This window comes from Streptomyces recifensis, assembly GCF_002154615.1.
In the GTDB taxonomy this organism is placed as follows: Bacteria; Actinomycetota; Actinomycetes; order Streptomycetales; family Streptomycetaceae; genus Streptomyces; species Streptomyces griseoluteus.
In genome coordinates this window covers 1-16,711 of record NZ_MUNH01000379.1, presented here as the reverse complement: position 1 = coordinate 16,711, position 16,711 = coordinate 1, and the positions used below count along the sequence as shown (strand labels likewise).

The 16,711-nt window shown below is 70.8% G+C and carries 14 protein-coding genes and 1 pseudogene; 8 read left to right on the top strand and 7 right to left on the bottom strand.

Going from position 1 to position 16,711, the window contains the following annotated elements:
* The 3 genes from CCN33_RS19900 to CCN33_RS19890 all read left to right on the top strand — a co-directional run.
* Nucleotides 1-229: SGNH/GDSL hydrolase family protein (locus tag CCN33_RS19900; protein ID WP_483027249.1), on the top strand; the 229-nt coding region annotated here is incomplete at its 5' end.
* A 93-nt stretch (nt 230-322) separates the two neighbouring features.
* Nucleotides 323-901, top strand: coding sequence for a Uma2 family endonuclease (locus tag CCN33_RS19895; RefSeq protein WP_086694929.1), 579 nt, complete (start codon nt 323-325; stop codon nt 899-901).
* Nucleotides 902-949: 48 nt separating this feature from the next.
* Complete coding sequence (locus CCN33_RS19890) at nt 950-1,939, top strand: aldo/keto reductase (RefSeq protein WP_086694928.1); 990 nt, start codon at nt 950-952, stop codon at nt 1,937-1,939.
* A 157-nt stretch (nt 1,940-2,096) separates the two neighbouring features.
* Here the strand turns inward: CCN33_RS19890 and thpR are convergent, their stop codons facing one another.
* Entirely contained in the window at nt 2,097-2,669 is a 573-nt protein-coding gene (gene thpR, locus CCN33_RS19885; RefSeq protein WP_086694927.1) for an RNA 2',3'-cyclic phosphodiesterase, read from the bottom strand.
* Nucleotides 2,670-2,704: 35 nt separating this feature from the next.
* Here thpR and CCN33_RS19880 point away from each other — a divergent pair, with 35 nt between their 5' ends.
* Nucleotides 2,705-3,484, top strand: coding sequence for an inositol monophosphatase family protein (locus CCN33_RS19880; protein ID WP_086694926.1), 780 nt, complete (start codon nt 2,705-2,707; stop codon nt 3,482-3,484).
* Nucleotides 3,485-3,578: 94 nt separating this feature from the next.
* Here the strand turns inward: CCN33_RS19880 and CCN33_RS19875 are convergent, their stop codons facing one another.
* The gene (locus CCN33_RS19875) at nt 3,579-4,847 is read right to left on the bottom strand and encodes an MFS transporter (RefSeq protein ID WP_086694925.1); all 1,269 of its coding nucleotides are present in this window, start codon (nt 4,845-4,847) and stop codon (nt 3,579-3,581) included.
* 100 nt (nt 4,848-4,947) lie between these two features.
* Nucleotides 4,948-5,385, bottom strand: coding sequence for a MarR family winged helix-turn-helix transcriptional regulator (locus CCN33_RS19870; RefSeq protein WP_086694924.1), 438 nt, complete (start codon nt 5,383-5,385; stop codon nt 4,948-4,950).
* 153 nt (nt 5,386-5,538) lie between these two features.
* Between CCN33_RS19870 and CCN33_RS19865 the strand changes: the two genes are divergently transcribed.
* Complete coding sequence (locus CCN33_RS19865) at nt 5,539-5,721, top strand: ribbon-helix-helix protein, CopG family (RefSeq protein ID WP_086694930.1); 183 nt, start codon at nt 5,539-5,541, stop codon at nt 5,719-5,721.
* Nucleotides 5,722-5,760: 39 nt separating this feature from the next.
* On the opposite strand, the gene CCN33_RS19860 is transcribed toward CCN33_RS19865, so the two are convergent.
* Complete coding sequence (locus CCN33_RS19860) at nt 5,761-7,212, bottom strand: NCS2 family permease (RefSeq protein ID WP_086694923.1); 1,452 nt, start codon at nt 7,210-7,212, stop codon at nt 5,761-5,763.
* Nucleotides 7,213-7,404: 192 nt separating this feature from the next.
* On the opposite strand from CCN33_RS19860, the gene CCN33_RS19855 reads away from it, so the two are divergent.
* From CCN33_RS19855 to CCN33_RS19845, 3 genes are all read left to right on the top strand, one after another.
* On the top strand, nt 7,405-7,674 hold the full coding sequence (locus CCN33_RS19855) for a DUF2530 domain-containing protein (protein ID WP_086694922.1): 270 nt from the start codon (nt 7,405-7,407) through the stop codon (nt 7,672-7,674).
* A gap of 211 nt (nt 7,675-7,885) precedes the next feature.
* A complete protein-coding gene (locus CCN33_RS19850) occupies nt 7,886-10,171 on the top strand; it encodes a GH92 family glycosyl hydrolase (protein ID WP_425275858.1) in 2,286 nt (761 codons plus the stop codon).
* Between the two features lie 125 nt (nt 10,172-10,296).
* A complete protein-coding gene (locus tag CCN33_RS19845; RefSeq protein ID WP_086694920.1) occupies nt 10,297-12,699 on the top strand; it encodes an HAD-IC family P-type ATPase in 2,403 nt (800 codons plus the stop codon).
* Between the two features lie 3 nt (nt 12,700-12,702).
* On the opposite strand, the gene CCN33_RS19840 is transcribed toward CCN33_RS19845, so the two are convergent.
* The 3 genes and pseudogenes from CCN33_RS19840 to CCN33_RS19830 form a co-directional block, all read right to left on the bottom strand.
* The gene (locus tag CCN33_RS19840) at nt 12,703-13,527 is read right to left on the bottom strand and encodes a hypothetical protein (protein WP_086694919.1); all 825 of its coding nucleotides are present in this window, start codon (nt 13,525-13,527) and stop codon (nt 12,703-12,705) included.
* A 169-nt stretch (nt 13,528-13,696) separates the two neighbouring features.
* Nucleotides 13,697-14,611, bottom strand: a complete 915-nt coding sequence (locus CCN33_RS19835; RefSeq protein WP_086694918.1) for a hypothetical protein — start codon at nt 14,609-14,611, stop codon at nt 13,697-13,699.
* A 188-nt stretch (nt 14,612-14,799) separates the two neighbouring features.
* Nucleotides 14,800-16,711: pseudogene (locus tag CCN33_RS19830) on the bottom strand (sacsin N-terminal ATP-binding-like domain-containing protein); the annotation flags it as partial.

Sequence of the window (16,711 nt, the reverse complement as noted above, 5' to 3'; positions counted from 1 at the left end):
CTTCGCCGAACAGGTCGACCTCTGCAACACCCTTCTCGCCAAGACGACCGCCGACCTGGACGAACCCCGGTCCCCCCTGCTGCTGGCCTCGGCGCCGGAGGGCTGGGACATCCACACGGACACGTACGACGGCACGCACCCCAACGCCGCCGGCGAGCACCGGATCGCGGGGGCGTTCGCGGGGGCGATGCACGAGGCGTGGGGGCTGGGGGAGCCGTACGTGGCTTGATCGTGTCGACCGAGTTCCGGCGTCTCCCGGTGACGGTACGTATCGTTGAACCGCGCGGCTGCACCTACGCGGGCGGCCGGGGAGGAGCGCCAGATGACCGTCCTCGACGACAGGACCGCGATGGCCGACATCGACACCGGACGCTTGGACGAGTGGTTCGAGCTGATGCCCGTCCCCGAAGGATTCCGGGCCGAGATCGTCGGCGGCTGCTTCTTCATGGTGCCGCAGCGGAACACGCATTGGCAGATCATCCGTCGGGTGCTGCGGGCCCTGGAGGACAGATTCGGACCGGACGTCATGGTGTTCTCGGACGTCCGTATCGATTTCCCCGGCCACCAGAACGGCTTCTGCCCCGACATCGCCATGCTCGAGGACTCGGCGGAGCCGGACGGGACGGGCCACTGGCGCCACCAGGATGTCCGGTTCGTCGCCGAGGTCATCTCTCAGGGCACGGCCGCCAACGACTACGGCCCCAAGAAAACCGCTTACGCCGTCGCGGAAGTCCCCGTCTACCTCATCGCCGACCCCTACCAAGGGCGGTGCCACGTCTACACCGACCCCAAGGACGGCGAGTACGTCCGTGCCCTCGAGGTGAGGTTCGGCGGCGACATCGACCTCACCGGCACGACAGTCGACCTCGTCCTCAAAACCCACGACTTCCCCCGCGACTGACCCCCACCGCTTGCCTAGAGCGCGCTCCAAGACGTTGGCTAGGGGGGCATGAGGTACACGCAGCTTGGACGCACGGGACTGAAGGTCAGCCGGCTGGTGCTGGGGACCATGAACTTCGGGCCGCAGACCGACGAGGCGGACAGCCACGCGATCATGGACGCGGCGCTGGACGCGGGCATCAACTACTTCGACACCGCGAACGTGTACGGCTGGGGCGAGAACAAGGGCCGTACCGAGGAGATCATCGGAAGCTGGTTCGCGAAGGGCGGCGAGCGGCGGGAGAAAACCGTCCTGGCCACCAAGGTGTATGGGAACATGGGCGCAGAAGGCGACGCCTGGCCCAACTACGACAAGCTCTCCGCGCTGAACATCCGCCGCGCGGTGGACGCCAGCCTGAAGCGGCTGCAGACCGACTACATCGACATCTACCAGTTCCACCACATCGACCGGAACACCCCGTTCGAGGAGATCTGGCAGGCGGTCGACGTCCTGGTCACCCAGGGCAAGATCCTCTACGCCGGTTCCTCCAACTTCCCCGGCTACAAGATCGCGCAGGCCAACGAGACGGCCCTGCGCCGGGGCACCCTCGGCCTGGTCAGCGAGCAGTGCCTGTACAACCTCGCCGAGCGCCGCGCCGAGCTGGAGGTCATCCCGGCCGCCCAGGACTACGGTCTCGGCGTCATCCCCTGGTCGCCGCTGCACGGCGGTCTGCTGGGCGGGGTCATCCGCAAGGAGGCCGAGCGCGGGCGCCGCGCCTCCGGCCGTGCGGCCGACGCCCTCGCGGACACGGCCACGCGCAACCGGATCGAGGCGTACGAGGAGCTGCTCGCCAAGCACGGCCTGGAGCCCGGCGAGGTCGCTCTCGCCTGGCTGCTGACCCGGCCCGGCGTCACCGGCCCGATCGTCGGCCCGCGCACCCGGGAGCAGCTCGACTCGGCGCTGCGCGCGGTGGAGCTGGAGCTGAGCGAGGAGTTGCTGACCGGCCTGGACGAGATCTTCCCCGGCCCGGGCCCCGCCCCGGAGGCGTTCGCCTGGTAGCGGCAAGCGAAAGGCCGCTCCGTACGGGGTTCCCCGCGGAGCGGCCTTGGGCGGCAGCCGTCAGTGGACGGCCGCCGCCACGGCGACGACCACCAGCATCAGGACGAGCGCACCGGCCATGATCCGGTTCCGGATTTTCGGTTCCACGACGACGAGCCTAACGGGCCGCGCCCAGTGCCCAGCGGGCGACCGGGGCGTACCGGGGCTGCTCGCCGGGCACGCCGGAGGTCGGCAGGTGGCTGCGGACGAGGACCAGCTCGCCCACCGTCCAGGCGGTACCGGCGAATTCGGCGAGGGCGTCGGCGTAGGGCCGTAGGTCGGTGTCGCCCTTGCCCCGGGCCAGTGTGAGATGCGCCCGGTAGTGGCGGTGCTCCTCGCCGCCCACACCGGCCCGCCGTCCGGCCGCCTGGGCCCGTCCGGCGACTCCGCCCAGAGCGGCGAGGTCTCCGGAGGCTCCGGCCCACAGTGCCTTGCCCCGGCCGAAGCTGCCGCCACCGGCGAGGGCCAGCGGGAACGGTGCGCTCCGTACGGCCGCGCGCTCCAGCCGGCGTTCCAGCTCGGGCACGCTCTCCTCCGGGACCTCACCGTAGAAGGCGAGCGTGAAGTGCCAGCCGTCCGGCTGGGTCCACCGCAGCGCGTCGGCCCCGGCCAGCCGCCGCAGCGCCCGCACCTCCCGGCCCAGCTCCTCCACGGCACCCGGGGGCGGCAGCACTGCGGCGAAGAGTCTCATCCCCACACCATCCCAGACGGGTACGCTGCCGCACCGTGAGCGACGACGTCGAGACAGCGACAGCGGCCGCCCTGGCCGGCGCCGAAGTGGTGCGCGAGGGCTACGGCAAGGACCTGGGCCGGATCGACAAGGGCGCCGGGGACTTCGCCACGGCGGTCGACGTGGCGGCCGAGCGAGCCATCCTGGACGTGATCCGGGCGGCCCGGCCCCACGACGCGGTACTCGGCGAGGAGGGCGGCCGGCAGGGCGCCACCGACACCGGGCGCCTCTGGCTCGTGGACCCCCTGTGCGGCACCCTCAACTACGCCGTCGGCAACATGCTCGTCGCCGTCAACGTGGCCCTGCGCGACGGGCCCGCCGCCGTGGCGGACCCCTTCACCGGCGAGGTCTTCCGCACCGACGGCAAGACGGCCTGGCTCCACCGCGAGGGCACCGACACCATCCTGCGCCCCTCGGCGGCGACCGCCCTGGTGGACGTCAACCTCGACCCGCCCTTCCCGAGCGCCCCCGCCTTCCGCGCCACGGCCCTCCTGGCGCACCCGGTGTTCGTGGCGCGCTTCCGCCCCCGCGTGGTCTCCACGACCCTGGCCCTGGCCTGGGTGGCGGCGGGCCGCCGAGCCGCGTACGTCACCGACGGCACCAACCTCTCCGACAGCGTGCACTTCGCCGCCGGAATCACCCTGTGCCGGGCAGCGGGCTGCGTGGTCACGGGCATCGACGGCGCACCACCGGGCCCGGACACCCGGGGCCTGGTGGCGGCCGCCGACCCCGACACCCACAGCCTGTTGATGACGATCCTCCGCGGCGAATCCTGAGCGCCATCTCACCCGCGCCGCACGAACGACGGACGCGGCCCCGAGGCCAGGGCGCGGACGAGCCGACGAACGCTGCCGCACGCGCCCTCGGACCTCACGCCGCCGGCGTCAACTCCTCGCTCCCCCTGGGCACGAACCGCAGATGCGGCCCCCGCTGCCAGGTGAGCCGGAGCCGGAGGTCGCCCGCGCGGGCCAGGAACAGGCCGATGACCGCTGCCGCCGCGGCCGAGACCACGCCGCCGGCGATGAAGCCGAAGCGGGCGCCGTACGTGTCGGTGACCCAGCCGACGAGGGGGGCGCCGAGCGGAGTACCGCCCATGAAGACCATCATGAAGAGGGACATCACGCGGCCCCGCATGGCCGGGTCGGTGGACATCTGGACGGCGGTGTTGGCCGTGACGTTGACCGTGAGCCCGAAGGCGCCGATGGGGACCATCAGGAGGGCGAACAGCCAGTAGGAGGGGGCCAGCGCGGCGACGATCTCCACCGTGCCGAAGGCCAGCGCGGCCGCGACCAGCACCCGGAACCGGGCCGTACCGCGCCGCGCGGCGAGCAGGGCGCCGATCAGGGAGCCGACGGCCATCAGGGTGTTGAACAGGCTGTACGCACCGGCGCCGGCGTGGAACACGTCGTCGGCGAAGGCGGTGAGCCAGACGGGGAAGTTGAAGCCGAAGGTGCCGATGAACCCGACGAGCACGATGGGCCAGATCAGCTCCGGCCGCCCGGCGACATGCCGCAGCCCCTCCCGGAGCTGGCCCTTGCCGCGCGGGGCGCGGTCGACGGAGTGCAGCTCACGGGTGCGCATCAGCAGCAGCCCGGTGATGGGCGCGACGAAGGACAGCCCGTTGGCGAGGAAGGCCCACCCGGTGCCCACCCCGGTGATCATCAGACCGGCGACGGCCGGACCGACGAGCCGGGCGGACTGGAAGTTGGCCGAATTCAGGCTGACCGCGTTCTGGAGCTGGCCGGGGCCGACCATCTCGGAGACGAAGGACTGCCGGGCCGGGTTGTCCACGACCGTGGCGAGACCGACCGCGAAGGCGGCGACGTACACGTGCCAGACCTGGACGTGTCCGGAGAGGGTGAGGGCGGCCAGCGCGAGGCCGGTGAGGGCCATCGCGGACTGGGTGAACAGCAGTGCGGGCCGCTTGGGCAGCCGGTCGACGAGGACACCGCCGTACAGGCCGAAGAGCAGCATCGGCAGGAACTGGAGCGCGGTGGTGATGCCGACGGCCGCCGAGGAGCCGGTGAGGCTCAGCACCAGCCAGTCCTGGGCGATGCGCTGCATCCAGGTGCCGGTGTTGGAGACGACCTGACCGGCGAAGAACAGCCGGTAGTTCCGGACCCTCAGCGAGCTGAACATCGAGGTTCTGCCGACGGCCGGGGTAGTGGTTGCCGGTGCGGGGACGGAAGCTGCTCCGGGTCCCGTACTCAAAAGGTCGCCTCCTGAAGCGATGCCGTGGCTACAGTTGCGCGAGCTTCTCCAGGATGGGGGCGGCGGCGCGCAGGGTGGCCCACTCGTCCTCGTCGAGGCCCTCGACCAGGCCGGCCAGGAACGCGTTGCGTTTGCGGCGGCTCTCGACGAGCATCGCCTCGGCCTGTTCGGTCCGGGTGACGACCTTCTGGCGCCGGTCCTCGGGATGCGGCTCGAGCCGGACCAGGCCCTTGGCCTCCAGAAGCGCGACGATGCGGGTCATCGAGGGCGGCTGGACGTGCTCCTTGCGCGCCAGCTCGCCCGGAGTGGCCTGTCCGCAGTTGGACAGCGTGCCCAGTACCGACATCTCGGTGGGGCTCAGCGACTCGTCGACGCGCTGGTGCTTGAGTCGACGGGACAGCCGCATCACGGCGGAGCGGAGGGAGTTCACGGCGGCCACGTCGTCGCCGTGGGTGAGGTCCGACATGTCTTTAGCCTAACTCATTACTCTCACTAAGGAACGCCACCCCGCACGACACGGCTCGTGATGTCCGCCACTGTGTCCAACCATCACCCGTACGAGTGAGTCGGTTCCGAAAAGTGACCCATCGGGTGGCGGGATGTGGCGACCCTCGTACGCATGGGGACCAGTGTGCTCAGCCTGCGGATGGACGGGGAGCTGCTAGAGAGGCTCCGGGAACGCGCGGCGAAGAGAGGAATGAGCGTGCAGGACTATGTGATCCGCACGCTCGTCAGGGACGACTTCGACGAGCGGTTCCAGACCGCCGTCGACGAGACCGAGAAGTTCTACGGGGTCACATGAGACTCATGTGACCCCGCAGGAGACTCAGCCGTGCCCCGGTCAGGTCAGACCGAGGGCCGGCATCAGGTAGTAGAAGCCGAAGACGGCCGCGACCACGTACATCGCCACCGGGATCTCCCGGCCGCGCCCGGCGGCCAGGCGGAGCACCACGAAGGTGATGAAGCCCATGCCGATGCCGTTGGTGATCGAGTAGGTGAACGGCATCATCACCATGGTCACGAAGGCCGGGATGGCGATGGTGAAGTCGTCCCAGTCGATCTCCCGGATCGAACCGGCCAGGATCAGGAAGCCGACCGCGAGCAGCGCGGGGGTGGCGGCCTGGGACGGCACCATGGTGGCGACCGGGGTGAGGAACAGCGCGACGCCGAAGAGGGCGCCGGTGACGACGTTGGCGAGACCCGTGCGGGCGCCCTCCCCGACGCCCGCGGTGGACTCCACGAAGCAGGTGGTGGCCGAGGAGGAGCTGGCGCCGCCCGCCGCGACGGCGAGGCCGTCGATGAGCAGGACCTTGTTGATGCCCGGCATCTGGCCCTGGGCGTCGGTCAGCTTGGCCTCGTCGCTGACACCCATGATCGTGCCCATGGCGTCGAAGAAGCAGGACAGCAGGACGGTGAAGACGAAGAGGACGCCGGTCAGCACACCGACCTTGGCGAAGCCGCCGAACAGGCTGACCTGGCCGATGAGACCGAAGTCCGGGGTGGCGACCGGGTTGCCCGGCCACTTCGGGGTGGTCAGGCCCCACGACGGCACCTTGGCGACCAGGTCGATGATCACCGCGAGGACGGTCATCGTCACGATGGAGATCAGGATCGCGCCCGGCACCTTGCGGACGATCAGCGCGAGGGTCAGCAGCACGCCGAGCACGAAGACCAGCACCGGCCAGCCGGTGAGGTGACCGCCCGTGCCGAGCTGGAGGGGCACGGTGGTCTGGGCGATGTCCGGGATACGGGTGACGAAGCCGGAGTCGACCAGGCCGATCAGCATGATGAACAGGCCGATACCGATGGCGATGGCCTTGCGCAGCCCGTAGGGCACCGCGTTCATCACGCGCTCGCGCAGACCGGTGGCGACCAGCAGCATCACCACGAAGCCGGCGAGCACCACCATGCCCATCGCGTCCGGCCACGACATGCGCGGCGCGAGCTGGAGCGCGACGACCGTGTTGACGCCGAGCCCGGCGGCCAGCGCGATCGGCACGTTGCCGATCACGCCCATCAGCAGGGTGGTGAAGGCGGCGGTGACCGCCGTGGCCGTGACGAGCTGGCCGTTGTCCAGGTGGTGCCCGTACATGTCCTTGGCGCTGCCGAGGATGATCGGGTTCAGGACGATGATGTACGCCATCGCGAAGAATGTGGCGAAACCGCCCCGGATCTCCCGCGCGACGGAACTGCCGCGCTCGGAGATCTTGAAGTAGCGGTCGACGGCGCCGTAGGAGGGCTTACCGCCCGGCTGTTCGGGGGTGGGAGCCTGGGCCGTGGCCGAGGTGGGCATGCGAGTCCTCTTCACCATTCAGGGTTCCCCCGAGCCCTTTTGGAGTTTCGTACGAACAGAAACAGTCAAAGACAAACCGCTTCAGTATGAACGTATGAAGCCCAGATCGCTATCTCCGCGCGTAGATATTCACCGAATGTCCGTGCGGCAGCGGGCTGCCGGGCACGGTGTGGCGCCTCGTAAGCTGTGCCCATGACGAAGTGGACCCCCAAGCACGAAGCGCCGGAGCCCCTGGAGGGGCCCGTGGTCGCCACCATCACCGGCGGCACGATCGTGTGGTTCGTCCTCTTCCTGGCCCAGCTCCCCTTCTACGGCTGGTTCGAGGACCACGGCCATCTGTGGTGGCTGTGGACCTGCCTGGCCGGGGCCGGCCTCGGCCTGATCGGCATCTGGTACGTGCGCGGGCGGGACGCCGCGATCAAGCGGGCGGCCGCCGAGCGGGAGACCGTCCCCGCCGAGTGACCTCCGGGCCGAGTGATCTCCGGAGCGAGTGATCTCCGTGTGTGCGGGACCTCTGGACGCAATGCGGATTCCGTGTTGTCATGCCCACTGCTGTCCGATGACAACGTTGTTCTCGCACGCTGACAACGTTGCCTTGAACCACCCCTGAGCACGTCCGGCCCACCACCTCAGAGGTTTTTGCATGACATGGACACGGCATATCGGTCGCTTCATGGCGGGGACACTGGCGGCGACCGCGCTGCTGGCCACCCCCGCCCATGCGCAGACCGACCAGCCCGCCCGGCTGACCGACCTCGTCAATCCGTTCATCGGCACCCAGAACGAGGGCAACACCTACCCCGGCGCGGCGGTGCCGTTCGGCATGGTGCAGCTCTCCCCCGACACCGGGCACAACACCGGCTACGACTACGCCCAGGACCACATCCGGGGCTTCTCCCTGGTCCACCTCTCCGGTGTCGGCTGCGGCCTCGGCGGTGACCTCCCGGTGCTGCCCACCACGGGCGACGTCACCACCACCGACTACGCGAAGTACGCCGCGAGGTTCAGCCACGACGACGAGTCCGCGAGTCCCGGCTACTACCGCGTCGGCCTGGACTCCGGCATCGAGGCCGAGCTGACCGCGACCGCCCGCACCGGTGTGCAGCGCTACACCTTCCCGGCCACCGACAAGGCCAACGTCCTGCTCAACGCGGGCCAGTCGCTGCACACCAAGGTCGCCACCGAGGTCGAGATCCTGGACGACCACACCGTGCGCACCAGGCTCACCGGCCGCGGCTTCTGCCAGGACACGGTCCCCTACACGCTCTACACGGTCACCCGCTTCGACCGCCCCTTCACCGCCCACGGCACCTGGACCGGGTCCACGGTCACCGACGGCGCGAAGACCGGGGCGGACGGCGCGTATCTGCGGTTCGACACCCACGAGGACCGCACCGTCGAGGCCACCACCGCGCTGTCCTACGTGGACGCGCGCGGCGCGCTCGGCAATCTGCGCGCCGAGGGCGGCCGGTCCTTCGACGCGGTGCGTGACGCGGCCCGGCGGTCCTGGGAGGACCGGCTGGACGACGTGCGGGCGCACGGCGGGAGCGACACGCTGCGCCGTACCTTCTACTCCTCGCTGTACCGCTCGTTCCTCGCGCCGAACATCGGCAGCGACACGGACGGCCGTTACACCGGCTGGGACCAGAGGATCCACCGCACCCGCGGCTTCACCTACTACCAGAACTGGTCGCTGTGGGACACCTACCGCACCCAGTCCCAGCTGCTGTCCCTGCTCGCGCCGCGTGAGGCACGGGACATGGCGATCTCGGTGATCCGGATCGACGAGGAGAGCGGCTGGCTGCCCAAGTGGGGCTACGGCACGGTCGAGACCAACATCATGACCGGCGACCCGGTCACGCCGTTCCTGACCAACGCCTACCAGCAGGGCCTGCTGCACGGCTGGGAGGAGCGGGCCTACAGGGCGCTGAGGAAGAACGCGGACGGCGTGCCGCCCGCCGACTCGCCGGCCGTGGGCCGGGAGGCCAACCGGGAGTACCTCGCCGACGGCTTCGCCCCCTACGTGAAGGACCGCCCGCACGCCAAGCCGGGCGACTCGGACTACGACCACGGGGCGTCGGCCACCCTGGAGTACGCGCTCTCGGACGCGATGCTGTCCCGGATGGCCCGCGACCTCGGACACCGCGCCGACGCGGACCGGTATGCGGCGCGGGCCCAGAACTACCGGAGGATCTTCGACCCCTCGACCGGCTTCTTCCGCGCCCGTGACGCCTCCGGCGCCTTCACCGGACCCGCCGACCCCGCGAAGAGCGAGGGCTTCCACGAGGGCACGTCCTGGCAGTACCAGTGGCTCGTGCCGCAGGACCTGCCCGGCATGGTGGACCTGGTCGGCGGCAAGCAGGCGGCCAACGACCGGCTCGACTCCTTCTTCGCCTACGACCGGTTGACCGAGGACCCGGCGAAGACGGCCCGCGAGGTGTGGGTGAACGGGCCCTACGACTACTACAACGCGGACAAGTACAACCCGCAGAACGAACCCGACCTGATCGCGCCCTACACCTACCTGTCCACCGGGCAGCCGTGGAAGACGACGGACGTGGTGCACGCGGCGCTGACCCTGTTCACGGACGGGCCGACCGGGATGACCGGCAACGACGACCTGGGCACGATGTCCGCCTGGAACGTGCTGTCGTCCATCGGCGTCTTCCCGGTCCAGCCCGGCTACGACACCTGGGGCCTGTCCACCCCGGTGTTCGACCGGGTCGACCTGACGCTGGACCGCCGGTACTACCCGCACGGCACGCTCACCATCACCGCGCCGGGCACCTCGGCGGACACCCGGTACGTGCAGTCGGCGCGGCTGGACGGCGCCGCGTACGGGCGGACGTATCTGACCACCGAGGCGCTGCGGACGCACCGTTCGCTGTCCTTCACGGTCGGCTCGACGCCCTCGTCGTGGGGTACCGGGGCCGACGCGGGGCCGCCCGCGCTGGGCTGATCCGGAACCCGCTCCGGCGCTTGGTCAGGGGCGCCCCCGAGACGTGTCGGGGGCGCCCCTCGCGTTACCCGGAGATCGGGCCGCCCGGCAGGTGAAGCGGGGATTCCGCACGTAACGTCGGATGCATGACGCATATCGACGCGGGTGCCGGACTGGACCCCGTGCACCCGGTCGCGCCGCCCACCACGGGGCCGGCGGGCCTGACCCGCGCACAGGTCGCGGAGCGGGTGGCACGGGGAGAGGTCAACGACGTACCGGTGCGCAGCAGCCGCTCGCTGGGCGAGATCGTGCGGGCGAACGTGTTCACCCGGTTCAACGCGATCATCGGTGTGCTGTGGGTGGTGACGCTGTTCGTCGCGCCGATCCAGGACAGCCTGTTCGGGTTCGTGATCCTCGCCAACACCGGGATCGGGATCGTGCAGGAGTGGCGGGCGAAGAAGACGCTGGACTCGCTCGCGGTGATCGGGGAGGCCCGGCCGACCGTGCGCCGGGACGGCAGAGCGGTGCGGGTGCCGACCAGCCGGATCGTGCTGGACGACCTGGTGGTGATCGGGCCCGGCGACAAGATCGTGGTGGACGGGGTGTGCGCCGAGGCCGACGGTCTGGAGGTGGACGAGTCGCTGCTGACCGGTGAGGCCGACCCGGTGGTCAAGCACCCCGGCGAGCAGGTGATGTCGGGCAGCTTCGTGGTCGCGGGCGGCGGGGCCTTCCAGGCGACCAGGGTGGGCCGGGAGGCGTACGCGGCCCAACTGGCCGAGGAAGCGTCCCGGTTCACGCTGGTCCACTCCGAGCTGCGCTCCGGGATCTCCACGATCCTGAAGTACGTGACCTGGATGATGGTCCCGGCCGCACTCGGCCTGGTCGTCACCCAGCTCGTGGTGAAGAGCAACGACTTCAAGGGCTCGGTGGCCCGGACCATCGGCGGGATCATCCCGATGGTCCCGGAGGGGCTGGTGCTGCTGACCTCGGTGGCCTTCGCCATCGGGGTGATCCGGCTGGGGCGCAAGCAGTGCCTGGTGCAGGAGCTGCCGGCGATCGAGGGCCTGGCCCGCGTGGACACCGTCTGCCTGGACAAGACCGGCACGCTCACCGAGGGCGGCATGGACGTGACCGGTCTGAAACCGCTGAACGGGGCGGACGAGGGCCGGGTGCGGGAGGTGCTGGCCGCGCTCGGGGCGTCCGATCCGCGCCCCAACGCCTCGCTCCAGGCCATCATCGACGCCTACCCGGACGGCCACGGGGACGAGCGGCGCCCGGTGAGCACGCTGCCGTTCTCCTCGGCCCGCAAGTACAGCGGGGCCGCCTTCGAGGAGGGCGACGGCAAGGTCGCCGGGTGGCTGCTGGGCGCGCCGGATGTGCTGCTGGCCCCCGACGACCCCGCGCTGGCGGAGACCGGCCGGCTGAACGAACAGGGGCTGCGGGTGCTGCTGCTGGCCCGCGCCGCCGGTGACCTGGACGGCCCCGACCCGGCACGCGGGGCCCGGCCCGTGGCCCTGGTGGTGCTGGAGCAACGGCTGCGTCCGGACGCGGCGGAGACCCTGCGGTACTTCGCCGACCAGGACGTCCAGGCCAAGGTGATCTCCGGGGACAACGCGGTGTCGGTCGGCGCGGTCGCGCACAAACTGGGGCTGTCCGGCAAGGCGGTGGACGCGCGGCGGCTGCCCGCCGACCCGGCCGACCTGGCCAGGGCGGTGGACCGGGCCACGGTGTTCGGGCGGGTCACCCCGCAGCAGAAGCGGGAAATGGTCGGCGCGCTCCAGTCCGAGGGCCGCACCGTGGCGATGACCGGCGACGGGGTGAACGACGTACTGGCCCTGAAGGACGCCGACATCGGCGTCTCGATGGGGTCGGGCTCGGAGGCCACGCGCGCGGTGGCGCAGATCGTGCTGCTGAACAACAGCTTCGCCACGCTGCCCTCGGTGGTCGCGGAGGGCCGCCGGGTGATCGGCAACATCACGCGGGTGGCGACGCTGTTCCTGGTGAAGACGGTGTACTCGGTGCTGCTGGCGGTGCTGGTGGTGTGCTGGCAGGTGGAGTACCCGTTCCTGCCCCGGCACCTGACGCTGCTGTCCACGCTCACCATCGGCGTCCCGGCGTTCTTCCTGGCGCTGGCCCCCAACAAGGAGCGGGCGCGGCCGCACTTCGTGCGCCGGGTGATGCGGTACTCGATACCGGGCGGGCTGCTGGCCGGGGTGGCGACCTTCGTGACGTATCTGCTGGCCCGGCACCACTACACGGGCGCGGGCGCGCTGTCCGCCGAGACCAGCGCGGCCACCCTGACCCTGTTCCTGATATCGATGTGGGTCCTCGCCATCATCGCCCGCCCCTACACCTGGTGGCGGCTGGCCCTGGTGGCCGCGATGGGCGTCGCCTTCCTCTTCGTCCTGACCGTCCCCTGGCTCCAGGACTTCTTCGCCCTGCGCCTGGTCGGCAACGTCATGCCGTGGACGGCGGTCGGAGTGGCGGTGGTGGCGGCGGCCGCCCTGGAACTCGTGTGGAGATGGGTCGGCCGCCGCTTCCCGGTGTGAGGGTTACTGCACGTCGACCGCGTCGGCCGCGGAGGTGACGGCGGCCGTGGTGGAGACGCCCGCGTAGACGTAGCGGTAGGAGCCGTCGACCGAGGCGGTGACGGTGGTCTTCAGCTTGCCGGCGGAGTCCGTCGTGACGGTCTTCAGCGTGGTGTAGGTGCTGGAGCCCTTCTTGGCGAACTGGAGCTTCACGGACTGCGCCCCGTAGCCGTAGTACTTGTTGTAGTCCCAGCTCGCGCGGGTCAGGGTGCCGGTGACCGTGATGGTCTTGCCCTTCTTGACCGGCTCGGGAGCGGCGTCGGTGGTGAGCTTCGAGTAGCGCAGCAGGCTGGTGGTGGCCAGGCCGCCCGCGTCCTTGAAGCCGACCTTGCTGTAGTCGGGGCTGGAGGGGTTCTGCCCGTTGAAGGCGGTCGCCTCGGCGGCCACCGACCACTTGCCGGCGTCGGAGGCGGTCAGCTCGCCCTCGCCCGGGTAGATGTCGACGGTGCCGGTGCAGGTGAGCGTGGTGCTCGTGGCGACCTTGCAGGTGGCGAAGTCGTCGCCCTCGACCGTGGCGGTCGGGTCGTCCAGCGAGCCCCGGTAGAGGTAGGCGTCGCTGTAGAAGTCGGCCGCGGTCGCCTTCACGTCGCTGCCATGGGTCAGTGTGTACGAGTAGGTCGCGCTGACCTTGCTGGTGGTGCCGACCTTGATCGACGAGGCGATCTTCAGGTTCGAGAAGCTGACGTTCATCGTGTACGGCGTGGCCGGGGCGGCGTGCGCGGCCGGAGCGGCGAAGGCCGAAAGAGCCAGGGCGCCGGTGACGGCAGCAACGGTGGCACGTATGCGCATGTGCGGTTCCCTCTGAGGGAGAAGTGATCGGTGAGTCGGTCGACTCGGGTGATCAGATCCGTGAGGGGTGCCGCCAGTTGTACGGGCGGGGCGTTTCTTGACCTGAATTTGCTTACTCATTGCCTGGTCAAGGGCCCCGCCCGCTCACCTCTCGCGCGCTACTGCCGGATTACTTCACGTCGACGAAGTCGGCGGTCGAGTCGATCGCCGGGGTGGTCGAGGTACCCGCGAAGCTGTAGCGGAAGTAGCCGTCGGCGGACGCCTTGACGGTGGTCTTCAGGTTGCCCTTGAGGTCCGTCGTGACGGTCTTCAGCGTCGTGTAGGCGCTGGCGCCCTTCTTCTTGAACTGCAGCTTGACGGGCTGCTTGGTGTAGCCGTGGTACTTGTTGTCCTCCCAGTTGGCGCGGGTCAGGGCGCCGGTGACCGTGATGGTCCTGCCCTTCGCGACCGGCTCCGGGGAGGCGTTGACCGTCTGGCGGGAGTACCGCTGGAGCAGGGTGGAGCCGAGGCCGCCCTTGTCGGCGACGCCGACCTTGGAGGGGTCCGGGTTCTCCCCGTCCTGGCCGTTGTAGGCGATGGCGAGCGCGCCGCCCTTCCAGCCACCGGCGTCGGAGTTCCACAGCTCGCCGTCGGCCGGGTAGATGTCGACCTTGCCGGTGCACTTCGCCGTGGTGTCCGTGACCACCTTGCAGGTGGCGGGCAGGTCACCGAACAGCAGGTTGTCCGGGTTGTCGAACGAACCCTTGTAGAGGTACGGGCCGTTGAGGAAGTCGTCGGCCGTGATGTCGACGTCCGCGCCGTGGGTCAGCGTGTAGGTGACCGTGGTGGCGACGTGGTTGGTGGTGCCGACCTTGATGGCCTTGGCCACCTTGAACTGCGAGAAGGTGACGTTCAGGTCGTACGGCGTGCCACCGCGGACGCCCTTGACGCCCTGCTTGCCGGCGGCGGCGTGCGCCCCCTTGACGATCTTCACGGCCTCCGTGCGGTACGCGGAGGCGCCGCCGTCGGCGTGTGCGGCCGGGACGGCGAGGGCGGAGAGGGCCAGGGCGCCGGTCACGGCGGCCACTGAGGCGCGAATACGCATGTGCGTTCCCCTGTGTTGTGGGGCCCCGGTGGTCACCGCGTCCCGAGGAACGCGTGGGTCCGGTGAGGCCCCTCTGATCGTGTGAGCCTGTTGGCTCACACGATCAGACGTGCGATCCGCGGGGACGGTTGTACGAATCTCGAAGATTCTGCGACCGATTCGTGAATCCCCAGTTCGAGCGGGGTGATTCAGTCGAACCAGCGGTCCCGCGCCAGTTCCTCCGTACGGGACGGGTCCTCCAGGAGCGCGGCCACCTCGAAGCGACGGGGCCACTGGCCGGAGGCCCAGGCGAGGCTGGCGGCGACGCCTTCCAGGGTGGCCGCGTGGAGGACGCCGTCGTCGGTGAGACGCCAGTCGATCTCGACACCGTCCACGACGAGTTCGTCGTGCTCGACATAGCCGGCCGGAGTGCCCGGACCGAGCAACACCCGTACCGCCTGTGGGACTTCGTGCTCGACGCCCTCGGAGTCCACCGCGCCGGTGACGGACTCGCTCAGCCGCCGCACCTGGAACAGCTCGGCCAGCGCGGCGGCCAGGGACGGCCGTACCGGCAGCAGCGGCACTCCGGAGGTGAAGGGCAGCAGGTCGGGCGAGTCGACGACCACCGCGTCCCGCGCGTCCACCACGACCGCGAGCCCGTCACGCACCGCCCGCAGCTCGTCGGGGAGGGTGACCTGCTCCGGGTCCAGGTCGGCCAACGCGCTGTAGAGACCGTGCAGTTGTACCGGGCTGACCGGACGGCCGGGGTCCGCCAGCCGGTCGAGGAGTTCGGCGGCGCCGCCCGGCTCGTCCAGCAGCGCGGCCACCGAGGTGCGCACCCCGAGGGCGCGGAGGACCTGCTCGTCGTGGAAGCCGGTGGCGTCCGCCTCGTCGTACAGACCGCGCAGCAGCGGGTCGCCGCCGGCGGCCAGCAGTCCCGCCGGGCGGCGGCCGTCGAGCACCGGGTGCCCGCGCAGCCACCAGGCGGTGTAGGGCCGCACGACCTCGTGGGTGCCGTCCGGGAGGAGGACGCGGACCGGCTGGACGAGGGCGTCGCGCAGCGGGGGCTGGGCCAGCAGGGCGAGCGCCTCGGGCCAGCGGTCGTCGTCCACCAGGTCCAGGTCGCGCACGGCGACGAGTTCGGTGGCGACGGGCGGCACCGGGCTGTCGGGGAAGCGGTCGAGGATGTCCTCGGACCACACGTCGACGGCGTCCAGCAGCCCGGCGTCGTCGGGTTCGGCGAAGTCGCTGTCGCGGGGCTCCAGTTCGTCCGGGTCGAGGACCACGTCGGTGGCGCGGACCAGGGCGAAGTCGGCGAGCACCCCGCAGGCGGCGAGCGGCTGCCCGCCCCACTTCTCGGCCAGCTCGGCGTCGACGGCGGCAAGTTCGCCCTCGCGGATCACGCGGGCGAACGGGCTCCCGGGCAGGACCAGTTCACCGGCCGGGGCGAGTTCGCCGTCCTCGTCGGGCAGGGCGAGCGCGCCGAGCCAGGGCTCGTCACCGGGCTCCAGCCCCGCGTCGCGGACCAACGCCAGGACGGTGTCGGCGAGTTCCTCGGCGTCCGGGGCGTCCTCCTCCCACATCACTCCGCCGTCGTCGTCCAGCGAGGCGGCGACGGCCGCGCGGACCTGCGGGGTGGTGAGCACCGCGCGCGGGGTGGCGGGCAGCGCCCCCAGCTTCTCCAGCAGCGGGTGGGCGGCGTCCGCGTGGGCCATCTTCAGGCCGAGCCGGCCCAGCACCTCGGCGTCCGGCGTGGTGGCGTCCGGGGCGGGCAGCAGCACCTGGCGGGGACCGATCGTGGTCCGGCCGGTCCCGGCGAGCGGCACGGGCAGCCCGGACAGCCGCTCGGGGTCGACCCCGGTGAGGCTGTCGTAGAGCCGCCACCACCACTCGGGCTCCTTCTCCAGACCCGCGAGCCGGTCCACGGCGTCGGCCAGCGGCAGCCGGGACACGCCGAGCGCGCGCAGCTCCGGACGGCGCTCCAGGCCGGCGGGCAGCAGGGTCGGCAGCACCTCGGCGAGGACGCGCACGGTGTCCGCGCCCGCGCCCTCCACGATCTCGGCGTCCCTGGGGCGCAGCGCCTCGGGCAGTTCGTCGTCGCCCCGCGGGGGCAGCGCCGGC

What these genes read in the sequence shown, in the direction of transcription:
- CCN33_RS19890 (WP_086694928.1), top strand. Translation starts at nt 950, where the DNA reads ATGAGGTACACGCAGCTTGGACGCACGGGACTGAAGGTCAGCCGGCTG.
- CCN33_RS19875 (WP_086694925.1), bottom strand. Translation starts at nt 4,847, where the DNA reads ATGTTCAGCTCGCTGAGGGTCCGGAACTACCGGCTGTTCTTCGCCGGT.
- CCN33_RS19835 (WP_086694918.1), bottom strand. Translation starts at nt 14,611, where the DNA reads ATGCGTATTCGCGCCTCAGTGGCCGCCGTGACCGGCGCCCTGGCCCTC.
- CCN33_RS19840 (WP_086694919.1), bottom strand. Translation starts at nt 13,527, where the DNA reads ATGCGCATACGTGCCACCGTTGCTGCCGTCACCGGCGCCCTGGCTCTT.
- CCN33_RS19870 (WP_086694924.1), bottom strand. Translation starts at nt 5,385, where the DNA reads ATGTCGGACCTCACCCACGGCGACGACGTGGCCGCCGTGAACTCCCTC.
- CCN33_RS19895 (WP_086694929.1), top strand. Translation starts at nt 323, where the DNA reads ATGACCGTCCTCGACGACAGGACCGCGATGGCCGACATCGACACCGGA.
- CCN33_RS19855 (WP_086694922.1), top strand. Translation starts at nt 7,405, where the DNA reads ATGACGAAGTGGACCCCCAAGCACGAAGCGCCGGAGCCCCTGGAGGGG.
- CCN33_RS19845 (WP_086694920.1), top strand. Translation starts at nt 10,297, where the DNA reads ATGACGCATATCGACGCGGGTGCCGGACTGGACCCCGTGCACCCGGTC.
- CCN33_RS19850 (WP_425275858.1), top strand. Translation starts at nt 7,886, where the DNA reads ATGGCGGGGACACTGGCGGCGACCGCGCTGCTGGCCACCCCCGCCCAT.
- CCN33_RS19865 (WP_086694930.1), top strand. Translation starts at nt 5,539, where the DNA reads ATGGGGACCAGTGTGCTCAGCCTGCGGATGGACGGGGAGCTGCTAGAG.
- thpR (WP_086694927.1), bottom strand. Translation starts at nt 2,669, where the DNA reads ATGAGACTCTTCGCCGCAGTGCTGCCGCCCCCGGGTGCCGTGGAGGAG.
- CCN33_RS19860 (WP_086694923.1), bottom strand. Translation starts at nt 7,212, where the DNA reads ATGCCCACCTCGGCCACGGCCCAGGCTCCCACCCCCGAACAGCCGGGC.